This is a genomic window from Paenibacillus sp. VCA1, assembly GCF_031583795.1.
Lineage (GTDB): Bacteria > Bacillota > Bacilli > Paenibacillales > Paenibacillaceae > Paenibacillus_AQ > Paenibacillus_AQ albilobatus.
Map to the genome: position 1 here is coordinate 1 of NZ_JAVLSX010000021.1, position 20,217 is coordinate 20,217.

The 20,217-nt window shown below is 50.9% G+C and carries 23 protein-coding genes, 1 rRNA gene and 1 riboswitch; of the genes, 22 read left to right on the plus strand and 2 right to left on the minus strand.

Annotated elements, in window-relative coordinates; all coding sequences use genetic code 11:
- Together rrf and RJP21_RS28820 are read left to right on the plus strand one after the other, a co-directional pair.
- Positions 1-82 (plus strand): 5S ribosomal RNA (gene rrf / locus RJP21_RS28815); the annotation flags it as partial.
- Between the two features lie 307 nt (positions 83-389).
- Positions 390-854, plus strand: coding sequence for a hypothetical protein (locus tag RJP21_RS28820; protein ID WP_310862286.1), 465 nt, complete (start codon positions 390-392; stop codon positions 852-854).
- A gap of 99 nt (positions 855-953) precedes the next feature.
- Here RJP21_RS28820 and RJP21_RS28825 read toward each other — a convergent pair whose 3' ends face one another.
- The gene (locus RJP21_RS28825; RefSeq protein WP_310862287.1) at positions 954-1,220 is read right to left on the minus strand and encodes a hypothetical protein; all 267 of its coding nucleotides are present in this window, start codon (positions 1,218-1,220) and stop codon (positions 954-956) included.
- Between the two features lie 469 nt (positions 1,221-1,689).
- On the opposite strand from RJP21_RS28825, the gene RJP21_RS28830 reads away from it, so the two are divergent.
- From RJP21_RS28830 to rsmI, 10 genes are all read left to right on the plus strand, one after another.
- The gene (locus tag RJP21_RS28830; RefSeq protein WP_310862288.1) at positions 1,690-1,878 is read left to right on the plus strand and encodes a sigma factor G inhibitor Gin; all 189 of its coding nucleotides are present in this window, start codon (positions 1,690-1,692) and stop codon (positions 1,876-1,878) included.
- Between the two features lie 297 nt (positions 1,879-2,175).
- The gene (locus RJP21_RS28835) at positions 2,176-3,783 is read left to right on the plus strand and encodes an aminotransferase class I/II-fold pyridoxal phosphate-dependent enzyme (protein WP_310862325.1); all 1,608 of its coding nucleotides are present in this window, start codon (positions 2,176-2,178) and stop codon (positions 3,781-3,783) included.
- Between the two features lie 174 nt (positions 3,784-3,957).
- Complete coding sequence (gene tmk / locus RJP21_RS28840; protein WP_160045416.1) at positions 3,958-4,602, plus strand: dTMP kinase; 645 nt, start codon at positions 3,958-3,960, stop codon at positions 4,600-4,602.
- A gap of 105 nt (positions 4,603-4,707) precedes the next feature.
- Entirely contained in the window at positions 4,708-5,037 is a 330-nt protein-coding gene (locus tag RJP21_RS28845; protein WP_036712689.1) for a cyclic-di-AMP receptor, read from the plus strand.
- A gap of 255 nt (positions 5,038-5,292) precedes the next feature.
- Positions 5,293-5,736: a YaaR family protein gene (locus RJP21_RS28850; protein WP_160045417.1), complete on the plus strand. Its 444-nt coding sequence runs from the start codon at positions 5,293-5,295 to the stop codon at positions 5,734-5,736.
- Between the two features lie 201 nt (positions 5,737-5,937).
- A complete protein-coding gene (gene holB, locus RJP21_RS28855; RefSeq protein WP_160045418.1) occupies positions 5,938-6,912 on the plus strand; it encodes a DNA polymerase III subunit delta' in 975 nt (324 codons plus the stop codon).
- A 47-nt stretch (positions 6,913-6,959) separates the two neighbouring features.
- The gene (locus RJP21_RS28860; RefSeq protein WP_160045419.1) at positions 6,960-7,760 is read left to right on the plus strand and encodes a PSP1 domain-containing protein; all 801 of its coding nucleotides are present in this window, start codon (positions 6,960-6,962) and stop codon (positions 7,758-7,760) included.
- Between the two features lie 28 nt (positions 7,761-7,788).
- On the plus strand, positions 7,789-8,151 hold the full coding sequence (yabA, locus tag RJP21_RS28865; protein ID WP_160045420.1) for a DNA replication initiation control protein YabA: 363 nt from the start codon (positions 7,789-7,791) through the stop codon (positions 8,149-8,151).
- Positions 8,152-8,244: 93 nt separating this feature from the next.
- A complete protein-coding gene (locus RJP21_RS28870) occupies positions 8,245-9,009 on the plus strand; it encodes a tRNA1(Val) (adenine(37)-N6)-methyltransferase (RefSeq protein ID WP_310862289.1) in 765 nt (254 codons plus the stop codon).
- Positions 9,006-9,887 carry a 16S rRNA (cytidine(1402)-2'-O)-methyltransferase gene (gene rsmI, locus RJP21_RS28875; RefSeq protein ID WP_310862290.1) on the plus strand — a complete coding sequence of 294 codons (882 nt, stop codon included), beginning with the start codon at positions 9,006-9,008 and terminating at the stop codon, positions 9,885-9,887. The genes RJP21_RS28870 and rsmI overlap by 4 nt, the downstream gene beginning before the upstream one ends.
- 205 nt (positions 9,888-10,092) lie before the next feature.
- Here the strand turns inward: rsmI and RJP21_RS28880 are convergent, their stop codons facing one another.
- Positions 10,093-10,347, minus strand: coding sequence for an AbrB/MazE/SpoVT family DNA-binding domain-containing protein (locus tag RJP21_RS28880; RefSeq protein WP_036712714.1), 255 nt, complete (start codon positions 10,345-10,347; stop codon positions 10,093-10,095).
- Positions 10,348-10,660: 313 nt separating this feature from the next.
- On the opposite strand from RJP21_RS28880, the gene RJP21_RS28885 reads away from it, so the two are divergent.
- From RJP21_RS28885 to purR, 10 genes are all read left to right on the plus strand, one after another.
- A complete protein-coding gene (locus tag RJP21_RS28885) occupies positions 10,661-11,941 on the plus strand; it encodes an HD domain-containing protein (protein WP_310862291.1) in 1,281 nt (426 codons plus the stop codon).
- A gap of 68 nt (positions 11,942-12,009) precedes the next feature.
- A complete protein-coding gene (locus RJP21_RS28890; RefSeq protein WP_310862292.1) occupies positions 12,010-12,780 on the plus strand; it encodes a TatD family hydrolase in 771 nt (256 codons plus the stop codon).
- Positions 12,781-12,994: 214 nt separating this feature from the next.
- Positions 12,995-13,217, plus strand: a riboswitch (cyclic di-AMP (ydaO/yuaA leader).
- 270 nt (positions 13,218-13,487) lie between these two features.
- Positions 13,488-14,681 (plus strand): resuscitation-promoting factor, encoded by a 1,194-nt coding sequence (locus tag RJP21_RS28895; protein ID WP_310862293.1) that lies wholly within the window; start codon positions 13,488-13,490, stop codon positions 14,679-14,681.
- Between the two features lie 155 nt (positions 14,682-14,836).
- Positions 14,837-15,385, plus strand: coding sequence for a ribonuclease M5 (gene rnmV / locus RJP21_RS28900; protein WP_310862294.1), 549 nt, complete (start codon positions 14,837-14,839; stop codon positions 15,383-15,385).
- Between the two features lies 1 nt (position 15,386).
- Positions 15,387-16,274: a 16S rRNA (adenine(1518)-N(6)/adenine(1519)-N(6))-dimethyltransferase RsmA gene (rsmA, locus tag RJP21_RS28905; RefSeq protein WP_160045427.1), complete on the plus strand. Its 888-nt coding sequence runs from the start codon at positions 15,387-15,389 to the stop codon at positions 16,272-16,274.
- Positions 16,275-16,393: 119 nt separating this feature from the next.
- Positions 16,394-17,290: a sporulation peptidase YabG gene (gene yabG / locus RJP21_RS28910; protein ID WP_310862295.1), complete on the plus strand. Its 897-nt coding sequence runs from the start codon at positions 16,394-16,396 to the stop codon at positions 17,288-17,290.
- 231 nt (positions 17,291-17,521) lie between these two features.
- The gene (gene veg, locus RJP21_RS28915) at positions 17,522-17,782 is read left to right on the plus strand and encodes a biofilm formation stimulator Veg (protein ID WP_160045429.1); all 261 of its coding nucleotides are present in this window, start codon (positions 17,522-17,524) and stop codon (positions 17,780-17,782) included.
- Between the two features lie 201 nt (positions 17,783-17,983).
- Positions 17,984-18,163 carry a small, acid-soluble spore protein, alpha/beta type gene (locus RJP21_RS28920; RefSeq protein ID WP_160045430.1) on the plus strand — a complete coding sequence of 60 codons (180 nt, stop codon included), beginning with the start codon at positions 17,984-17,986 and terminating at the stop codon, positions 18,161-18,163.
- Between the two features lie 149 nt (positions 18,164-18,312).
- A complete protein-coding gene (gene ispE, locus RJP21_RS28925) occupies positions 18,313-19,167 on the plus strand; it encodes a 4-(cytidine 5'-diphospho)-2-C-methyl-D-erythritol kinase (protein ID WP_310862296.1) in 855 nt (284 codons plus the stop codon).
- Between the two features lie 206 nt (positions 19,168-19,373).
- The gene (gene purR, locus RJP21_RS28930; protein WP_310862297.1) at positions 19,374-20,204 is read left to right on the plus strand and encodes a pur operon repressor; all 831 of its coding nucleotides are present in this window, start codon (positions 19,374-19,376) and stop codon (positions 20,202-20,204) included.
- Positions 20,205-20,217 lie beyond the last annotated feature (13 nt).

A 20,217-nucleotide genomic window follows, 5' to 3' on the forward strand; every position in this document is an offset into this window, starting at 1 on the left:
CATCCCGAACACGACCGTTAAGCCCTCCAGCGCCGATGGTACTTGGACCGAAGGGTCCTGGGAGAGTAGGACGCCGCCAAGCGAAGGACCACTGTTGATGTATAATCGACGGTGGTTTTTTTATTTTATGGCGCAGGGCATTATTTATCGTTTGATACTTTTTTATGGGTGGCATTTCAATTTAAAGCGGTTATTGTCGATATAATCTTTGTTACTATCGTTGCAGGGATGGCCATGCCAGGGATAAATGTGAATCGGCAGGATATCCCACGAAAATGGAGTGTTTATATCGGTGAGCTTTTACTGCTCACTAAACTAAAGTAACATTTTTGTTACCGACGCGCCAAAAGTTGTCAGTATAATATGAAGTGTACATGTCAGGAGGTGTATTGGAGGTTATTAAGGGAACCGATCTTGGAAGAAGGAGGACATACATGCACAGACGTTCTTGGCTGCATGCTCTTCTTTTGTTTAGTATCGTTATGCTGCTGCTTGCAGGATGCGGAAAGTCTCAACCATCGTGGTCGTCTTTTGAAGGGGCCGCAAACGAAAAGACCTTTCCCGTTCCGAAAGAAGCAAACCGAACCGATCGTAATGTAGGAAATACTAAAATAGATTATGTCCGTTATTCAATGAGCGGCCTCAAGGAAAAGGACAGTTTTCCCGAGGAATATTTAGAGAAAATAAAAGAGTGGGGTTGGCGCGAAAACACGGATGAATCCGAAGGGGCTTCCAAAGTATTCGAGAAGCAGAACCGGGTTGTCCATTTGACCATACACGATAATTATTTCACGGTCACCGTACTAGCGAAAGGCAAGGCGGCTGTAAAAAGCACGGACTCCACCAAACCATAAAAGACCCGCATCTTAAGATGCAGGTCTTTTTTTAATATTAGAGATTGATTCTTAATCATTAATCACATGGATTGAAATTCCGGTTTGAATCCATAGCGTTTACTGCTGGTAATAAGAAATATCCTGACGGTTGAATTTGATCATTCCGTCTTTGGGCAGCCTGGATAGACGGGCGTAGACATAGAAGCGCGGAAGCAAAAGCCACAGGTGCCAGAACAGCAAGGAAACGACAAACGAAAGGGGAGACAAAAACAGAAACGCTAGAAAGAGCACCAGCCCGATGCTTGTAATGTACGTATAAACTTTTCTGAACATGCGGAAGCTGATATGCTGATCCGTAACGTATCCGACCCAGGGAATCTGCATAGAGAACTTCCACCGCTTATGATATGCAGAGCCGGACAGGAGCAACACCGAGCGGGAAATAACATAATGAATCCAGAAAACGAGCGGCGCTGCGATCACAAAATAAAATATGCTCATCCAGGATATCAACAGCGTCTCCGCAATCAGCGCGATATAAGGAAGAAGGAGATAACAGCGGACGAAAATCCGCTTTACCGGTATCCTTTTGATTAACTTATAATGATAAAAGGTAGCGTTGATATTGTTCTCCTCAGTCATAGAAAAATAGCGTTCCTCCCTTATGTCTTTATTTCATATATCGGCTGTTTCTCGGGAATTCATTAAGTTTTCGTGTACAAACACGCGTTTAGTCGCAGATGAATATGAATGGTGTAGGTCATAAGGGATATGAAACAACTATGAAAGGGTTTAAAATAATAGAAAATGAGCCATACTTCATAGTAATCAAAGAAACAAGGTGGGATGGTTGATGGAAGATAATCATACCGAACACGTCTGTATCATTTGCGGGCAAACGAAAGAAGAAGGGATCACGATCGTGTCCCAGTTTATTTGCGAGGATTGCGAAAGCGAAATGGTGCGCACCGATGCCGGGGATGCAAAATATCATTTTTTTATCCATCAGATGAGACAAATCAGCATGCAGACCCATGTTTGAGGCAAATTCGGCAATATGCTTGGAAAGCAGCTAAAATACATTGGACATATCGTGGCTTCGCAATATTGCGAATGAAGGAAGGGCTGGCGGAATGCTTGCCCTTTTTTTAAGATCAGTGGTAAAGCCTGCAATTGGACTTGGCAGAGCTTTTTCTTCACAAGTTTCGTTTTGAGCCGGCACCAGCTCTTTAATAACAAGGAGCTTGATTTCGGCTTTGTTTTGCCGTTTCGTTAGCTGGATGGTTCAATATACGGTAAAATAGGGTATAGAGTGAAACCGGAAGGAATCGAAGTCGAAATGGGCAAAAAACAGTTGGAAAAAGAAAAAGCGCCTCTATTCGAGGCACTATGTCAATACAAAAACGGCAGGCAAGCCTCCTTTCATGTACCCGGCCATAAAAAAGGACGGGCTTATGCCGCTCTAGGGGGAGCAGGTTTTCTGGACCAAGTGATGGAGGCGGATGTCACGGAAATTTCGGGGACCGACGATCTTCACCATCCCGAGGGTGTTATCCGCGATGCACAGATGCTGGCTGCGGATTGTTTCGGGGCGGAGGAAAGCTTTTTCCTTGTTGGCGGAAGCACGTCCGGCAATTTGGCGATGATTTTGACCGTGTGTACGCGTCCCGGAGATATATTGCTGGTCCAACGGAACGTGCATAAATCGGTACTGAACGGCTTGATGCTGGCGGGGGCAAGGGCGGTGTTTCTGCAGCCGCAGGTAGACGAGCCCAGCGGGCTTGCCACGGCGCCCGCAGCCGAGACGGTCACCGCCGCACTGGCCGTATATCCGGAGGCCAAAGGCGTGCTTGTCACCATGCCGAACTATTACGGCATGGGAACCGACTTGGCGCCGCTCGCGGAGGCCTGTCATCGGCACGGCGTGCCGCTGCTTGTGGACGAGGCGCACGGCGCCCATTACGGGCAGCATCCGGAACTGCCCGTAAGCGCGTTGGCCAGCGGCGCAGACGTCGTCGTTCAATCGACGCACAAGATGCTGGCCGCGCTCACCATGGGAGCCATGCTGCACGTCCAAGGTCCGCGGGTGAACCGCGGACTACTCCGCCAGCGGCTCGCCATGGTGCAAAGCTCGAGCCCATCGTACCCGGTGATGGGCTCTCTCGACCTGGCGCGGCGCCAGCTGCACGTGCAGGGCGCCGCAGCCTTCACGGCGGGTCTTGCCGCCGTGGAGGGACTGAAGCGCGGCCTCAAGGAGCTGTCGCGCTTCGGGCTGCTGCAGCCGCAGGCGCAGCAGCAGGGCGCCGCCGGCGATGCAGCGGCGGCCTATGCCACGCAGGACCCGTTCAAGGTGGTCATTTATGACCGCACCGGGGTCCTGAGCGGCTACGAGCTGCAGCGCCGGCTTGAAGCCTGGGGCTGCGTGCCCGAGATGAGTGATGACCGGTACGTGGTCCTGCTCTATAGTTTGGGGTCGACGGAAGAGGACACCCGTCACCTTTTGATGGCCCTATCGCATATAACTGTAGAGAAGGCGGACGCCCAGCCGCTGCATTCTCCATCACGAGTTCTGCAACCGCAGGCTTCCACGCATGTCGACAAGGCCAAAGAGAACCTTGCTGTCGAATTTTCCACGTGGAACATTTTTGAACCAACCGCTTTTTCGGAGCCGGTCCCGTTCAGCCTGACCCCGACCGATCCCGACGAAGTGGAGGCCATTCCACTGGAAGATGGTTCGGGGAGGATGGCGGCAGAGATGGTTATACCGTACCCGCCGGGCATTCCCGTTTTGTACCCGGGAGAACGGGTAACCGAAGCGACGATCCGCAAGCTGCAAGCCTTGGCGCAAGCCGGTGCCAAATGCCAGGGCGCCCAGGATCCGAAGCTGAGGATGATCCTTGTTTACAAAGATGGAGACTCGTCTCTGGATCGCGGAAAACTTTTTTGAGCTCATGCGGGCGACCAGTGGCGAATCGACATACCCCAAATGTATAAGAATCGCCGATGAATCGGGCTTTAAACTTCGGGCCGCAGTTAAACGGGGGAGGATTACCAGACTGCGCTTCCGATATTGTTGCAAAATACCTAACTTAAAAATAACAAAAGAGCAGGAGAATGTTGAATGAGTCATGGCAGGGGAATATTCGTTACGCTGGAGGGAGGGGAAGGAACCGGAAAAACGACCGTTATAGGCAAACTCAAGGACTACCTGGAAAACCGCTCCGTCCCTCATATCGTGACGCGCGAGCCGGGAGGCATCGAAATCGCCGAAAAAATACGCGAGGTCATTTTAAACCCGAGCCACACGGCGATGGACCCACGTACGGAGGCTTTGCTGTATGCCGCTTCGCGCAGCCAGCATCTGGCGGAGAAGGTGGAGCCCGCGCTGGCGGAAGGCAAGCTGGTGTTGTGCGACCGGTTTGTCGACAGCAGCCTCGTGTATCAGGGATATGCCCGCGGAATCGGCATGGACGAAGTGTGGAGCATCAACCAATTTGCGATTCATGACCGGATGCCGCAGCTGACGTTTTATTTGGATATCGAACCCGAGGTGGGATTGGCGCGTATTGCCGCCAACCGGAACCGGGAAGTCAATCGTTTGGATCTGGAGGACTTATCGTTTCATCATAAAGTAAGAGAAGGGTATTTGCAGCTTGTCGAACGTTTTTCCGATCGGATTGTCGTAATCGATGCATCGCAAACGTTGGAAAATGTCGAGCGGGACATCATCCGGAGCTTGGAAGAGCGGATTTTAAAGGATTTTTGAGGACCTTTGTCAAATAAGTTAAAGATGGCTTTGAAGGAAAACGGGCCGCTAAATCAAGGACTTGTTTCCGTATCAAGCCAAAATTCAAAGAGGAGGGAATGCAGGATGAAACTGATCGTTGCGATTGTACAGGATAAAGACAGCAACCGTTTGTCTGCGGGGCTGGTGAAAGCGAATTTTCGGGCGACAAAACTGGCAAGTACCGGCGGGTTTCTTCGGGCGGGGAACACCACATTTATGATCGGGGTGGACGACAGTCAGGTCGAGGCCGTAATGAACGTCATCCGCAGCAGTTGTAAAGTCAGGGAACAGCTTGTTACTCCGGTTACGCCGATGAGCGGTACGACAGATTCTTATTTGCCTCTCCCCGTTGAAGTTCAAGTGGGCGGAGCCACCGTATTCGTGCTGCCGGTAGACCGTTTTGAACATTTCTAAGTAGGATTTTGCAAAAAATTTGATTTCAGAATCAAATGTTTGCAAAAGCCTGACTAATTCAAGGGATGCTGCAACATCCCGCCACGGCTTCAGGGACCGGAAAAAAGGCAATTACGAACCTTCGGTGCCGCAAAGCGGGCGGAATCCTTGCAGCGTTCTGACCATCCGAATAAAATGCAGCCGGGAGGATCGCAGCATAAGGCGAATGAAGCCTTATTTCGCATTATTCTTGGCAGCTAAAGGCAGGAGATATTCTTGAAAATCAACCCGGGGTTTAGACCCATCAAAAGCGAACTCCCGGTAACCGACGGTTTGACGAAACCCGTTCAGCAAAAATCTTTCCTGGACGTCATGCAGCAGCAGAAAGAAACCGCCTCCCAGGAGGAGCTCGGGCGCCGGTTCAAGGAAATTCAGATGCAGGGGGAACGCTTGGCCCGTTCCATGACCATCCGCGAGCTGAAAGCATATCGCCTTCTGGTGAAGCGGTTTTTGGAGGATACGGTGAGACGCGGCGTTACCATGAAGGAAGCTAGAGGATGGGACCGACGCGGTCGGGGAAAACGATATAAATTAATCGATGAGATTGATGCGGCGCTGCTTGGCTTGGCTGACGAGATGCTGGAAAGCGAGCAGGGAAAAATTGAACTGCTGCAGCGAATAGGCGAAATCCGCGGCATGCTGATCAATCTCGTTTTTTGAAGAAATAGGAATGAACAAGGTTGCCTTGTCATGATAAACTAGAGATATAAGCCGATCATCATAGGCAGATTCAAGGGAGATTTTGCAAGGCCGCAATAGGACGATTACAAGCCCACCAAGGATGAAGAATCTTTTAATATGCGTAATAAAAGGCTGCAATCGGAACCGGTTTTTGTAAAATCTTAAAGGAAGAGAGGAACTATGTCTTTTCAGGATATTATGGGACAGGATGCGGCGAAAAAGCTGCTGCAGAATGCGCTTCGCAGCGATTCCGTGAGCCATGCATACATTTTTAGCGGGCCGGCCGGCTGTGGGCAGATGAAGACGGCGATAGCCTTTGCTCAGGCGCTGTTTTGTACCGAACGCGTGGATGATGCATGCGGGCAGTGCCTGGAATGCCGCAAAGTCCAGCACGGGAACCATCCCGATCTTCATCTTCTCGCTCCCGACGGATCGTCCATCAAAATTGACCAGATCCGCGAACTGCAGCGGGTCTTTTCCTATCGTTCGGAATCGGCAAATCCGAAGGTGTATATTATAGATCACGCTGATTCGATGACGGTGCAGGCGGCCAACAGCTTGCTTAAATTTTTGGAGGAGCCTCCGGTTCCGGCCGTGGCCGTTCTGATTACGGAAAATGGACAAGCGCTGCTGCCGACGATTCAATCGCGGGCACAGACGATCCCCTTTTTCCCGTTAAATCCGGGGCTGATGCTTCAGCAGCTGGTCGACGAAGGATACCCTTCGGCGCTTGCCCGCTGCGCGGTTCATTTATCGTCCGGACTCGACGGATGCCGCGAAATGATCGAGCAGAATTGGTTTGCAGAAATTAGAAGCGTAGTGTTACAATTAGGGAAGGAGGCTCTCGGACGAGGCAGCTCCGCTCTGGTGACCGCAGCGCAGAAGGTGTTTAAGGCCGGACTCTCCGATCATCTGGATGTACTGTTAAGTTTGTTTCATTTGTGGTTCAAAGATATGCTTCACGTCCAGTACGGAAAGCACGAAAGTATCGTTTTTATAGATCAGTTGGAGTTCTTATCCACACATGCATCATCCCGCAGCACAGCACAATGGGTCTCCTATATGGATTTGGCCGCAGAGTGCCGGAAGAAATTGCGCTACAATGTGAATGGCCAACTTTGTATCGAACAATTTTTGATCGGTTTGGAAGGGTAGCTTCATGGCCAGCCAATTTTTTCTCTGGCATACAAGGGGGTTAGTTTTTGTACAGTGTAGTGGGCGTCCGTTTTAAGAAAGCGGGCAAAATTTATTACTTCGATCCGCTTGATTTTCCGATTGAAAAGGATCACAGCGTTATCGTTGAAACGGCGCGCGGCATCGAATATGGCAAAGTGGTTGTCGGAAAAAAAGAGGTAGGGGAAGCCGACGTGGTCCTGCCCTTGAAAAAGGTGATACGCATTGCCGGCGAAGCCGACGCACGCGTGGTAGAAGAGAATAAGCAGGCTGCCAAAGAGGCTTTTACGACCTGTTTAAATAAAATCCGCGATCATGGTCTCAAAATGAAGCTGGTGGACGTGGAATTTACGTTTGACCGTAACAAAATCATTTTTTATTTTACGGCCGAGGGAAGAGTGGATTTCCGGGAGCTGGTGAAGGATTTGGCCGGGATCTTCCGGACGCGGATCGAGCTCAGACAAATCGGGGTCCGGGACGAAGCGAAGATGCTGGGCGGAATCGGCCCATGCGGTCGCATTCTTTGCTGCTCCTCCTGGCTTGGCGACTTCGAGCCGGTATCGATCAAAATGGCCAAGGACCAAAGCTTATCGCTGAATCCGACCAAAATTTCCGGTTTATGCGGAAGACTTATGTGCTGCTTGAAATATGAGCATGATAATTATGAAAGTGTGAAGGAAGAACTGCCATCGGTAGGCAAAATCGTCATCACGTCCTTGGGCGAAGGCAAAGTGGTCGGCATCAACGCCGACAGCCGTTCCGTTCATGTCCAGCTGTTTGACATCGGCAAGGTCAGGGAACTGCAAATGGATGACGTTGTCATTAAGTAAACCATAGGGTTACTTTCGGGGTGGAGACTTGGAAAAGAAAAGTATTTTTGCACACATTCAGGAAATGGAAACACAAATGGGACAGATCCATAGTGATCTAGGTGAAATGAAGCTGATTATGAAAGAGCTGCTGGAGGAGAATCACCGGCTGACGCTGGAAAACGAACACCTCCGCAAAATATTGAAGGAAGCTTTGCCCGCCGAAGAGGGAGCTCCTTTGCCGCAGCCTCATGTCCCGATCAAACCTGAACATCCAAGCGATGTCGTAGGTGAAGGGTATGACAATCTGGCACGGCTTTATCATGAAGGCTTTCACATTTGCAACGTGTATTATGGACATTTGCGCACGGAAGGCGATTGCCTTTTCTGTCTGTCTTTTTTGAATAAATGAAGCCGTAGGAGCGACTCCTACGGTTTTTTTTCAACAATCCGAAAGTGTAAACTTTTCATGAAAGAGAACAATAGATAAAGGAAAATGGAACCGATGAATATGGACAAAAGTCTGCTTTTGGAGCCCTCGGAGCGCATCGACGATCTGCTGACCCATGATCTGCATATTATTCAGAGCGACGAGGTGTTCAGCTTTTCGATGGATGCCGTACTGCTGGCCCGTTTTGCCGGCGTTCCGCCAAGAGGAAAAATATTGGACCTTTGCACGGGCAATGGCGTCATTCCGCTTCTACTGAGCACGCGCACCAAAGCGCTGATCGAAGGCATTGAAATTCAGCCCAGACTTGCGGGAATGGCCAAGCGCAGCGTAGCGATGAACGGGCTTAAGGACCGAATCGTCATTCGGGAAGGCGACTTAAAGGAGCTTTATAAGGAAACGGGCCACGGAGCATACGACGCTATTACGGTGAATCCGCCTTATATGCCGCTGAACGGGAGCGATATTAAATTGAACCCGCATCAGGCGATTGCCCGGCATGAAATCGGCTGTACGTTGGAGGATGTTATTCAAGCCTGCTTCCGGCTCGTAAAACCGGGAGGAAAAGTAAGCATGGTGCATAAACCGCAGCGACTTGGCGAAATCGTAACATTGATGCGGCAGTACCGGCTGGAACCGAAACGGATGCGTTTTGTTCACCCCCGCGCCCATTTGGAAGCGAACATGGTGCTCATTGAATGTATTCGGGAGGGAAAACCGGATGTAAGGCTACTTCCGCCGCTGATTGTATATGACGAACATAATCAGTATTGTCCGGAAATCATGGAAATTTATTACGGTTCCAAAGAGGGAGAAGCATGAGTCTGACACGTCAAAGCAGTTTTCAAGACCATTCCGGCGGCAAGGGATCGCTGTATCTTGTCGCTACGCCTATCGGAAATTTGGAGGATATGACTTTCCGGGCGGTTCGGACGTTAAAGGAATGCGATATCATTGCAGCAGAGGACACACGCCAAACGCGAAAGCTGCTGACGCATTTCGAGATCAGCCCGCAAATGCTGTTCAGCTACCATGAGCATAACAAAGCGGCGAGCGGGCCGGAATTGATACGCTATATAATAGAAGGAAAAAATTTGGCGCTTGTGAGCGACGCCGGTTTGCCGGCCATTTCCGACCCTGGGGCCGATCTTGTCAAACTGGCGGTGGAGGAAGGGATCAACGTCATTCCGATTCCGGGGGCGAATGCCGCTTTGTCGTCCTTGATCGCATCCGGCCTACCGACGGACAGGTTTACCTTTATCGGCTTTCTTCCGCGCGAGCGAAAGGACATCGAGGAGACGCTTCATTCTTTCAACTCAGCGCAAGGGACGCTGCTGTTATACGAATCTCCGCACCGGGTGATCAAAACGTTGACCGCGATCCAAAACGTCCTCGGGAACCGCAAGGTGGCATTGGCCCGCGAACTGACGAAACGCTACGAAGAATTTGTTCGCGGAGACGTGCAGGAATGTCTGGACTATTTGCAGGAGCATCCGCCCCAAGGCGAATATTGCTTGGTTGTGGAAGGGACGAGTTTAACAGAGGAGCGGGAGCGGCTGTCTGCTTGGTGGCAGGATCTGACGATCGAGGAGCATGTCGCGCATTATGAGGCGGAAGGAATGCCGCGTAAGGAGGCGATGAAAAAAACCGCCGGTGACCGCGGAGTTTCGAAGCGCGATATTTATAACGCTTTGATATAACGATGGATGCACAAACTATGCCAGGCAGGCTGCAGCGATAAGCCCGGCGGAGGGGAGCCTTAGGGCCCAAATTCCCGCGCGGGCACGCAGCCTGCAGGACAAAAAAATGTCTCCAAAGGCCGGGTTCTAAGCCTAGGAGACACCAAGGAGATATGAAAAAGGTTAGAATTAACAAATAGAATAATACTATTATATACTAAAAAACTTAATTTGTCACAGGTGTTGGGATTTCCGAGATGCAATCGTGGCAAACAATTTTTCCTTTGAAATACGTCACGTTCTCGGCATTGCCGCAAAAGATGCAGGCAGGCTCGTATTTCTTGAGCATGATGCGCTCTCCGTCCACGTAAATTTCCAAAGCGTCTTTTTCCCCGATGCCCAGTGTGCGGCGCAATTCAATCGGAATAACGACCCGGCCCAGTTCATCTACTTTTCTTACAATACCAGTTGATTTCATCATAACTGATCATTGCTCCTCTCGCCATAGTTTTATAGTGCCATAATTCGACAACGTTCTCTCTTTTATGATATCAATAATACCAACGATTCCCAAAACAGTCAACCTGTCAAATTCGTCCCAAAAACGAGCACAGATTGCTTGGTAGTAGGGAAATCACTAATATCAGGATTCTTTTCCCATTATATATCCTTGGTAGGATAATGTCGATTTGGAAATCGCTTTTTCTACTTTAAACGACATCATTCGACATACATTGTCGAAAAAAATTCAAAAATAGTTTAATTTTTAAATTTTTCAGAAGGAGATGAATCGCATGCATACCTTAAATGAAGAAAAAGTGTTCAAGGATCCCGTACATAATTATATCCATGTTCAGCATTCCACCATCTGGCGGCTAATTAACACGGCGGAATTTCAAAGGCTGCGGCGAATCCGCCAGCTCGGCACCTCTTATTTGACGTTCCACGGGGCGGAGCACAGCCGGTTTTCCCACTCCCTCGGCGTTTACGAAATTACGCGCCGCATCATCTCGCAATTTGAGCGAAACGGGTATGCCGACTGGCCGCACAGCGAGAAGCTGCTCACCCTTTGTGCCGCTCTGCTGCATGATTTGGGACACGGTCCATTTTCCCATTCGATCGAAGAGGCTTTCGAAATGGACCATGAGGATTGGACCCGACGGATCATCCTCGGGGACACCGAAGTAAACGCGATATTAGCGGAGGTGGCCGATGATTTCCCTGCCAAAGTCGCCTCGGTAATCGCCAAGGATTACGTTCATCCGATCGTGGTTAATCTGGTATCCAGCCCGCTCGATGCCGACCGGATGGACTATTTGCTCCGGGATGCCTATTACACGGGCGTCAATTACGGAACGATCGATATCGACCGGATTCTCCGGATGCTACGTCCCTATCAGGGAAGAATCGTCGTTAAGGAATCGGGAATGCATGCGGTGGAAGACTACCTGATGTCCCGGTATCAAATGTACTGGCAGGTTTATTTTCATCCGGTGACGCGCAGCTCTGAAATTATTTTGCGGCAAATCTTCCGCCGCGCCAAGGAGTTGTACCGAGATCACTATGCCTTTGGATTCCTGATTGATCCGCTTCCGGGGCTTTTCGAAGACAAGCTTTCCGTTCAGGATTATCTGAAACTTGACGAAGCGTTGATCCAAACCGTGTTTTCGCAGTGGACGAACGAAAAGGATGCCGTGCTGAGCGAGCTTTGCAGCCGTTTTATGCATCGCAGATTGTATAAATATGTGGAAGTGGAGTCGGTCGACCTGGAGATGATCGATCAGATCCGCCGTGATTTTAAGCGGGTAGGACTCAACCCTGAATATGATCTCGAGGTTGATTTTCCGACCGATCTTCCGTACGATGTATTTCGGCCCGGCGACGAATCGAGCCAGAAGCAGATTCTGCTGCTTGATAGAGAGGACCGCCTGCGGGAAATATCGGAGGTGTCGGATATTGTCCGCTCCATCAGCGGGATTCACCGCGGGAAATACCATCTGTATTATCCCGGGTCGAAAATGAAAGACGTCATTTCTTCCCTTTCCGACCCGGTTTCCCAAATTTTCAAGCGATAACGACAGCGATTGCTTTGAAGGATGACCCATATTAATCTATGCTTTCTGACACGAAGGGAGTTCCAGATATGAATTTATTCGACACGCATACGCATTTGGATGCGCCGCAGTTCGACGAAGACCGGGAGGAGACTATAGTTCGCGCTTATGAGGCGGGCGTTACCCGGATGATTAACGTCGGGTTTAACCGTGAAACGATCCCCTCCACGATGAAGCTTGCGGAAACGCATGATTTTATATATGCCGCCGTCGGTTGGCATCCCCAGGATGCCATCACGATGAAAGAAGGCGACCTCGAGTGGATTGCATCTTTATGCAGTCACGAGAAAGTGGTGGCCATCGGCGAAATCGGGCTTGATTATTACTGGGACACTTCGCCGAAGGACGTTCAGCATCGCGTGCTGCGCCAGCAAATCGGTTTGGCCCGGGAATTGAACATGCCGATCGTGATCCATAACCGGGACGCGCACGAGGATATCGTAAAAATTTTGCGCGAAGAGAAGGCAAGCGAAGTCGGGGGCGTCATGCACTCCTATTCCGGCAGCTGGGAGACGGCCAAACTATGCCTGAACATGGGATTCCATCTGTCCTTCGGGGGACCCATCACGTTCAAAAATGCCAGACAGCCCAAGGAAGTGCTTGCGCAGGTTCCGATGGACCGGCTGCTGATCGAAACCGACTCTCCTTACCTGACGCCACACCCTTACCGAGGAAAACGAAACGAATCTGCCCACGTTCGTCTGGTGGCCGAGGCTGCTGCCCAAATTAAGGGGGTCGAAGTGGAGGAAATTGCCCGAATTACGACCAAAAATGGGCTGGAACGATTTGGGATTAAATGAAAACGGGAGAAAAACAGCTGAAAAAACGAGCATAAGCGAAGCATTAAAGTTTTTTAACCAAAAAAACGAAGAATATTACAATTTTTTAACCATATATTCAAATAAACGTTGTTGATTCCCGCTTTACAACATGCATCAAAACAGGATATCATCTTGTCAGTGAACTTGAGCTGCTGTAAGCCATTTCCTTTTTCGGTTATGCGGCGGCTTCCGTGAATCAATCACGCTGAATCTTTCGTTTTGCGAAAGAGCGGGGGAACCGATACATGGAGAGCGTTGCGGTCGCAGCCGCATCGATCTCAGGATGTATTTGATTTCTTTACAGGGTCTCAGGGGTGAATTCGGCGCAGTCCGCCATGAGCGGGCAAGCGTTGATCGGGCGGCTCTCTTTCGCCCAAACCCGACAGCTAACTCCGTAAGCGTCATAAAGAGAGGGTTTCGTGCATTTACTTTTCCGTCATTCAGACATCCAGGGAAGCCACGAAAGAGTCCTCATAAGCTCTTGGCAGGCTTCCTTTGTTTTTGAATAATGGAGAAGGCGTCGTCATACTGTTGTATAACAGGAGGCGACAAATCATGAAAAATCGATCGGTTCATGGTGCAAGAGCGCATGCTCCTTGTGCGGTCTTGTAAAAAATCAAGTATAGCCCGCGTCAAATCATTCATGCGTAACTCTAATGGCGAGGCTATGAAGGAGGATCGAGAAAATGGGCGTTTTAGGGCAAGAAGAGACCCATGATTCAAAAATCTCCAGCATGTCTTACGCATTGCGATGGAAGCATGAGAATTTGCGCCAAATCTCTACTGCAGCTATCGTTACAATCGCACTTACCATCATGATTTTGCTGCTGGTCAACTCATCCACGCGCAAACAGGTATACCTGGTGGTAGACGGTCAAGTCAAGAAGATTGAGACTAACAAGTCCGTTTTACAAGAAATGCTGGATGAGCAGGCAATCAGCCTTAAACCGGAGGATCAGGTTTCCATACCGCTGAGCAGTTCGCTTCAGGATGGAGACAAAGTGGTGATCGACCGCGCCGCTCCCGTGCAGGTGACGGTGGATGGGGCAACGAAAAAGTTGTACACCACAAAAGACACGGTTGGCGACGTGCTGAAGGAGTTCGGCGTATCGCTCAAAGAGGACGATAAAGTCACTCCGGCTCTGACCGAGCAGGTGACGGAACAGACCGATATTCGTATCGTGCGCGTCAACAAGCAAGTCGTGGATCGCCATGAAAACTTGCCTTTCCGCGTCATCAAAACGGCCGATCCCAGCCTGACCGTAGGCGATAACCGCGTCATTCAGCAGGGAAAGCCGGGCGTGATGGTGCAGCATATCGAAAAGGTCTACCATGACGGCCAAATGGTGTCCATGCGCATGATCGGCAAAGAAGTGCAGACGAAAACGTTGGATAAAGTCATCGCCGTAGGAACGAAGAAAAAACCGGCTCCGCCAGCCGTTCAGACAGCGGCCGCCAAGTCTTCATCTACCGTCAAGTCTTCATCTACCGTCAAAGCTTCGTCAGCCGCCAAAACGAAAAAAACAGTCAGCAGCAATAACCGCATAAGCAAAGCCGGTGTTGATTTCTCATATAAAAAATTAATTCATGTTTCCATGACGGCATATTCCGCAGGCGAGCCGGGAATCGGCACGCGTACCGCGACGGGAACGCGCGTGGCGGAAGGGCGCACCATTGCCGTGGATCCTAGCGTGATTCCGCTCGGATGGTGGGTATACATCGAGGGGATCGGCTTCCGCCGTGCCGAAGACACGGGCGGGGCCATCAAAGGCAACAAGATCGACATTTATTACGACTCCGTGAAGCGGGCCAACAATTTCGGCCGGAAATCCGGGCTCAAAGTGTACGTGATCGGTCCGGTGAAGCCGCAAGTGAATTAATTTCGTTTTACAATGTCATTCTAATGTTATAGTATTATGATCATGAAAATGTCATGCTAAAGAAGAGGAGCATTCCTCTTCTTTTTGTTGTTTGGATGTCCGAAAAACGCCTGACGCATGAACGGACGAGCTTTTGGGAAAGGAAGAAGCAGGCCATGATCAAAGAAGTCATAGTCGTGGAAGGCCGGGACGATACCGTAGCCGTAAAGCGGGCGGTGGAGGCTGACACCATCGAAACCGGAGGGTCGGCGATCAACAGCCGCATACTGAAGCGGATCGCTTTGGCTCAGGAACGCAGGGGAGTCATCGTCTTGACCGACCCGGACCACGCCGGGGAACGGATTCGGAAAATTATCGCCAATAAGGTGCCCGGCTGCAAGCATGCCTTCATTCCGGAGGAGGACGCTACGCGGAAAGGGGACATCGGCGTGGAGAACGCTTCGCCCGAAGCGATCCGCAAGGCGCTGTCGCGCGTGCATACGTCTTACGAAGGGGCCGAAAGCCTGATCGGCATGGAGGACCTTATGGAGGCAGGCTTGTTGGTGCACCCGGATGCGGCCCACAGACGCATGGTAATGGGGAACCTGCTTGGCATCGGATATTGCAACGGCAAACAGTTCCATAAGCGGCTGGCCGTATTTCAAATCACGCGCGAGGAATTTGCCGATGCGTTAGCCCAATTGGAACAGGAAGGGGAAAGTTGACATGCATCGAATGGACGACATTGCTTCGCCAAGGCGAACGAAAGAAATTATTCAGCGTCACGGGTTTTCGTTCAAAAAAAGCCTGGGGCAAAATTTTCTGATTGATCAAAACATTTTGGGCAAAATCGTGGAGGCGGCGGGGCTTGATTCCACGAAAGGGGCTTTGGAAATCGGCCCGGGCATCGGGGCCCTAACCGAGAAGCTGGCCCAAGAGGCCGGGGCGGTTACCGCGGTCGAAATCGACCAAAGGCTCATTCCGATTCTTCAGGAGGTATTGGAGCCGTATCCGCATGTGCGCATTCATCATGGCGACGTCCTGAAGACGGATCTTGATGCGCTTTTTGCGGAGGATTTTGCGAATGTGTCCAAGGTGAGCGTCGTTGCAAACTTGCCTTATTACGTCACGACGCCGATTTTAATGAAGCTGCTGGAAGAGAAGCTGCCGCTGGAAAATATCGTGGTCATGATCCAGAAGGAGGTCGCCGAACGGATGGCGGCTTCGCCGGGCACGAAGGACTACGGAAGCCTCAGCATCGCCGTACAGTATTACAGCGAGCCGGAATTGGTATGCATCGTGCCGAAGACGGTGTTTATCCCGCAGCCGAACGTGGAGTCTGCCGTCATCCGTCTCAAAGTGCGTGAGCAGCCCCCGGTTGAGGTGGACGACGAGAAGTTCTTTTTCCAGGTCGTGCATGCTTCGTTTGCCCAACGCCGGAAAACGATCGCCAACAATCTCAAAACGCGATTTTTTCCCAAAGAGGGCCGTGAGCAGCTGGAGAGTTTGCTTCATGCTGCAGGCATTGAGCCGTCGCGACGCGGTGAAACCCTCAGCCTGCAGGAATTTGCCACGCTCAGCAATGTGCTGTTGAAAGGCGGCGTAACAAGCTAAAAGCCTCATTCGCAACCATTGTCATGCCGGGGGGAAGGACTGGTTCCAAGCTTATTTTGGCAAAAGAGAAGAACCAATAAGGGGATTCGCCCATACCATGGGGTAGGGGTGATGTTGTGATGAATATAGGAGACCTGGTCGTCCGCAAATCTTATGGCGGTGATATCGCTTTTCGTGTGGAAGATCTGCGGAGCAATCTGGCTGTGATCAAGGGGACCGAGTTTCGGCTGTTGGCTGATTCGCCCCTGGATGACCTTGTGAGGGTACCATATGCGCCGGTTACTGAGAAAACCCAAAAGGCCCATATTCGGGCAAACGAGTCGCTAAGCAGGCTGAAACGCCATCGGGAGGAGCTTACCGAACGCACGCAGGCCAACCTCGGCGGAGAGTGGCCGATGATGGAGCAGCCTTCGTATTTTGAAGTTCCGGGTAAAGTTCTCCATCTGGATGGGGATTTAAATTATTTAAAAAAGAGCCTTAGTCTTTATCAGCAGCTGCGTGTGCCCGTCGAAGGGCATTACGTCAACGAAGCGGGCATGTCGGATGCGCTGTACCGCCTGCTGCCGCGGGTACGTCCGGACATCGTCGTCATTACCGGTCATGACGGCGTGCTCAAGCACCGGCCGAATAAAGACCTTTACAACCTGAACAGTTATAAAAATTCCCAGAACTTCGTTTCGGCCATTCAGGTCGCCCGTCAATACGAACGGCATTACGATACGCTGACTGTCATTGCGGGGGCCTGCCAGTCGCACTTTGAGGCGCTGCTGCAAGCGGGAGCGAATTTCGCCAGCTCGCCGGGGCGCATACTCATCCATGCGCTGGATCCCGTGTACGTGGCCGCCAAGGCCTCATTCACGTCGGTAAGAGACACGATCAACATGATGGATGTGCTGCACAACACGATCAGCGGAGCGCAGGGCGTCGGCGGCATCGAAACGCGCGGAAGCTACCGGATCGGCCTGCCACGCCTGAATGACCTGTCGCAGCTGAAAGTAACGCCTTCGGTCATGTAAAACGAACCGGTCCGAAGCCTCGCAAAAAATTTAAACAACGGCTGATTAAACCTTAATCATGGTTCATTGATTAAGGTTTTTTGTCGTTTACGGCGTGTATTCGGAAATCTTACAAAATGCCGCAAAAAAATCGATTGACAAAATAAATTTGATGCTGCTATAATTTAAATTTTATTTGACAAAAATCTCTTCCTGGGTTATAATGGACAAGGAAAGAGGTGGTCGTCGACAATGGCTAAAAATGCGCTGTTGGAAATCAAACGAAATCTCGAAGCTCACGTAGGTCAGAAAATATCGCTGCGTGCAAACGGCGGTCGACGCAAGACGATCGAACGTACGGGCGTGCTCGAGGGAACGTACCCTTCTGTTTTTATCGTCAAGCTGGACCAAGAACAGCAAACCTTTAAACGCGTTTCATACAGCTATGCAGATATTCTTACTGAATCCGTTGAAGTCACCATCTGCGAGGATCAGGCGAACGACGCGGAATAAGTTCGATCAAGCGTAACTTTTTTATTTGGGAACAGCTTTCCTTCAGGGAAGGCTGTTTTTTGTTGTCAGCGAAGTTCCCGAATGAGGGCGCATCCCTTGTGCAATAATACATAAGGGAATTCCTTATATCTCTTGAGTGAAATGTCATGCCGCAGGGATTCATGGTGGGATGCAACCGAAGATGGACAAGGAGGACTGCCCATGAGCCGCAGACGGCGCAGCGTAATGTCGGAAGAGCTGAAGACGGAGCTTGCCAAGGATTTGGGTTTTTATGAGACGGTCCAGCAGGAGGGTTGGGGCGGCATCAAAGCCAAGGATGCAGGAAACATGGTGAAACGGGCCATCCAACTCGCCGAACAGGCCGCAGCCCGCAAATCGTAGCTTCACACATGCCGGACGGAGATCTCCATCGCTTACATGGAATCTCCGTTTTTCTATACCTGCAGGAAGGTTCGAAATGACTTGTATGGTACAGTTTGATATAATGATTTGAAGCTGATATGAGGGAAACTTAAGGGTGGGTGAACGCCTTGAAAATTTACGAAAAAGCACCGGCCAAAATCAATTTGATGCTGGATGTATTACATAAACGGCCTGACGGCTTCCATGAAGTCGAAATGGTCATGACGATGGTCGATTTGGCGGACAGGCTGGAAATGTCGGCACTGCCCCGGAACACGATAATCATCACAAGCCAAGCGGGCTACATACCGCTCGATGAGAAAAACCTGGCTTTTCAGGCCGCGCGGCTGATCAAGGACCGATATGATGTTCAAAGCGGCGTTCATATCCACTTGGACAAAAAAATTCCGGTGGCCGCGGGTCTCGCGGGAGGCAGCAGCGATGCGGCCGCGACCTTAAGAGGTTTAAACCGGCTGTGGAACTTGAATATCCCCGTACATGAGTTGCAGGAGCTTGGAGCCGAACTGGGATCGGATGTTCCTTTTTGCGTGACGGGAGGCACCGCGCTGGCGACGGGTCGGGGCGAAAAGCTCACTAAGGTGGATAATCCGTTAAGCTGCTGGGTCATTTTGGCCAAACCTCCGATCAACGTTTCAACGGCGGAAGTGTACGGCAAATTCAGGGTGGCTGATGTGAAGGAACATCCATCCGCGGGAAAAATGGTTGAGGCGCTTCAGGCCGGCGATTTCGGCGCCGTATGCGGCCGTCTCGGCAACGTGCTTGAGGAAGTTACGTTGAAGCTTCATCCGCAGGTCAGTCAGCTGAAAGAAGCGATGCTGAAGCTTGGAGCCGACGGAGCGCTCATGTCGGGAAGCGGCCCGACCGTATTTGGACTCGTCTATAAGGAATCCAAGGTTGCGCGCATTTACAACGGGCTTCGCGGGTTTTGCCGGGAGGTCTATGCGGTGCGGATCTTGACCTGATACGTCTTGCCGAAACAAACCGTCCATAAGGGTTCGGGCCATGATTTCGGGCCAGGATATCCTTGTACAAACACGTACAAAAATGCTATATTTATACTGTTTATTCGGATTTTGCACATGGAGAAACGAAAAAAGGATGGCTTGACCAAACAATGGCGTTTCGGCCCGGCCATCGTTCATGAATAAAGTGATAGCGAGGAATTTTCGTGAAAAAATTAAAACGAAGCGCGCGTCTGGTCGAGATGACCCAATATCTGCTGTCCAGACCTCATACTTTAATCCCGCTCACCACGTTTGCCGACCGGTACGGGGCTGCCAAATCCTCGATCAGCGAAGATCTGGTGATCATCAAGGAGGTATTCGAGGACGAAGGCATGGGAGAACTGATGACCCTGGCCGGAGCCGCAGGAGGCGTGAAGTTTATTCCGAAGATTCCGAAGGACCAGGCGCTGGTATTTGCGGAGGAGCTGTGCAGCCAGCTGCAGCAAAAGGACCGGATCCTTCCCGGAGGTTACCTGTACATGTCGGATCTGCTCGGAGAACCGTCTTTAATGAACGAGGCGGGCAAAATATTCGCCACCGCCTTTGCCGATCAAGAGATCGACGTCGTGATGACGGTAGAGACCAAAGGGATTCCGCTCGCATATGCGACCGGGGCCCAGCTGAATTTGCCGGTCGTCCTGGTTCGCAGGGACCATCAGGTTACGGAAGGCTCGGCCGTGAGCATCAATTACGTGTCAGGCTCGCATAAGAGCATCCATACCATGTCGCTTTCGCGGCGTGCCCTGAAGGAAAAGTCCAAAGTTCTGATCGTGGACGATTTCATGAAAGCGGGCGGAACCATCCAGGGCATGGTGGATCTGCTGGCCGAATTTAATGCCGAAGTCGCAGGCGTGGGCGTATTGGTGGAATCCGGCGAGGTGGACACCGAGGAACGGCTTCTGCATGACTACGTCTCGTTGGCCACCTTGACCAACGTCGATGCCAAAACGAAAGAAATCGACGTAAAACCGGGCAACTATTTTACCAAAAAATGATCGGACGAGGACC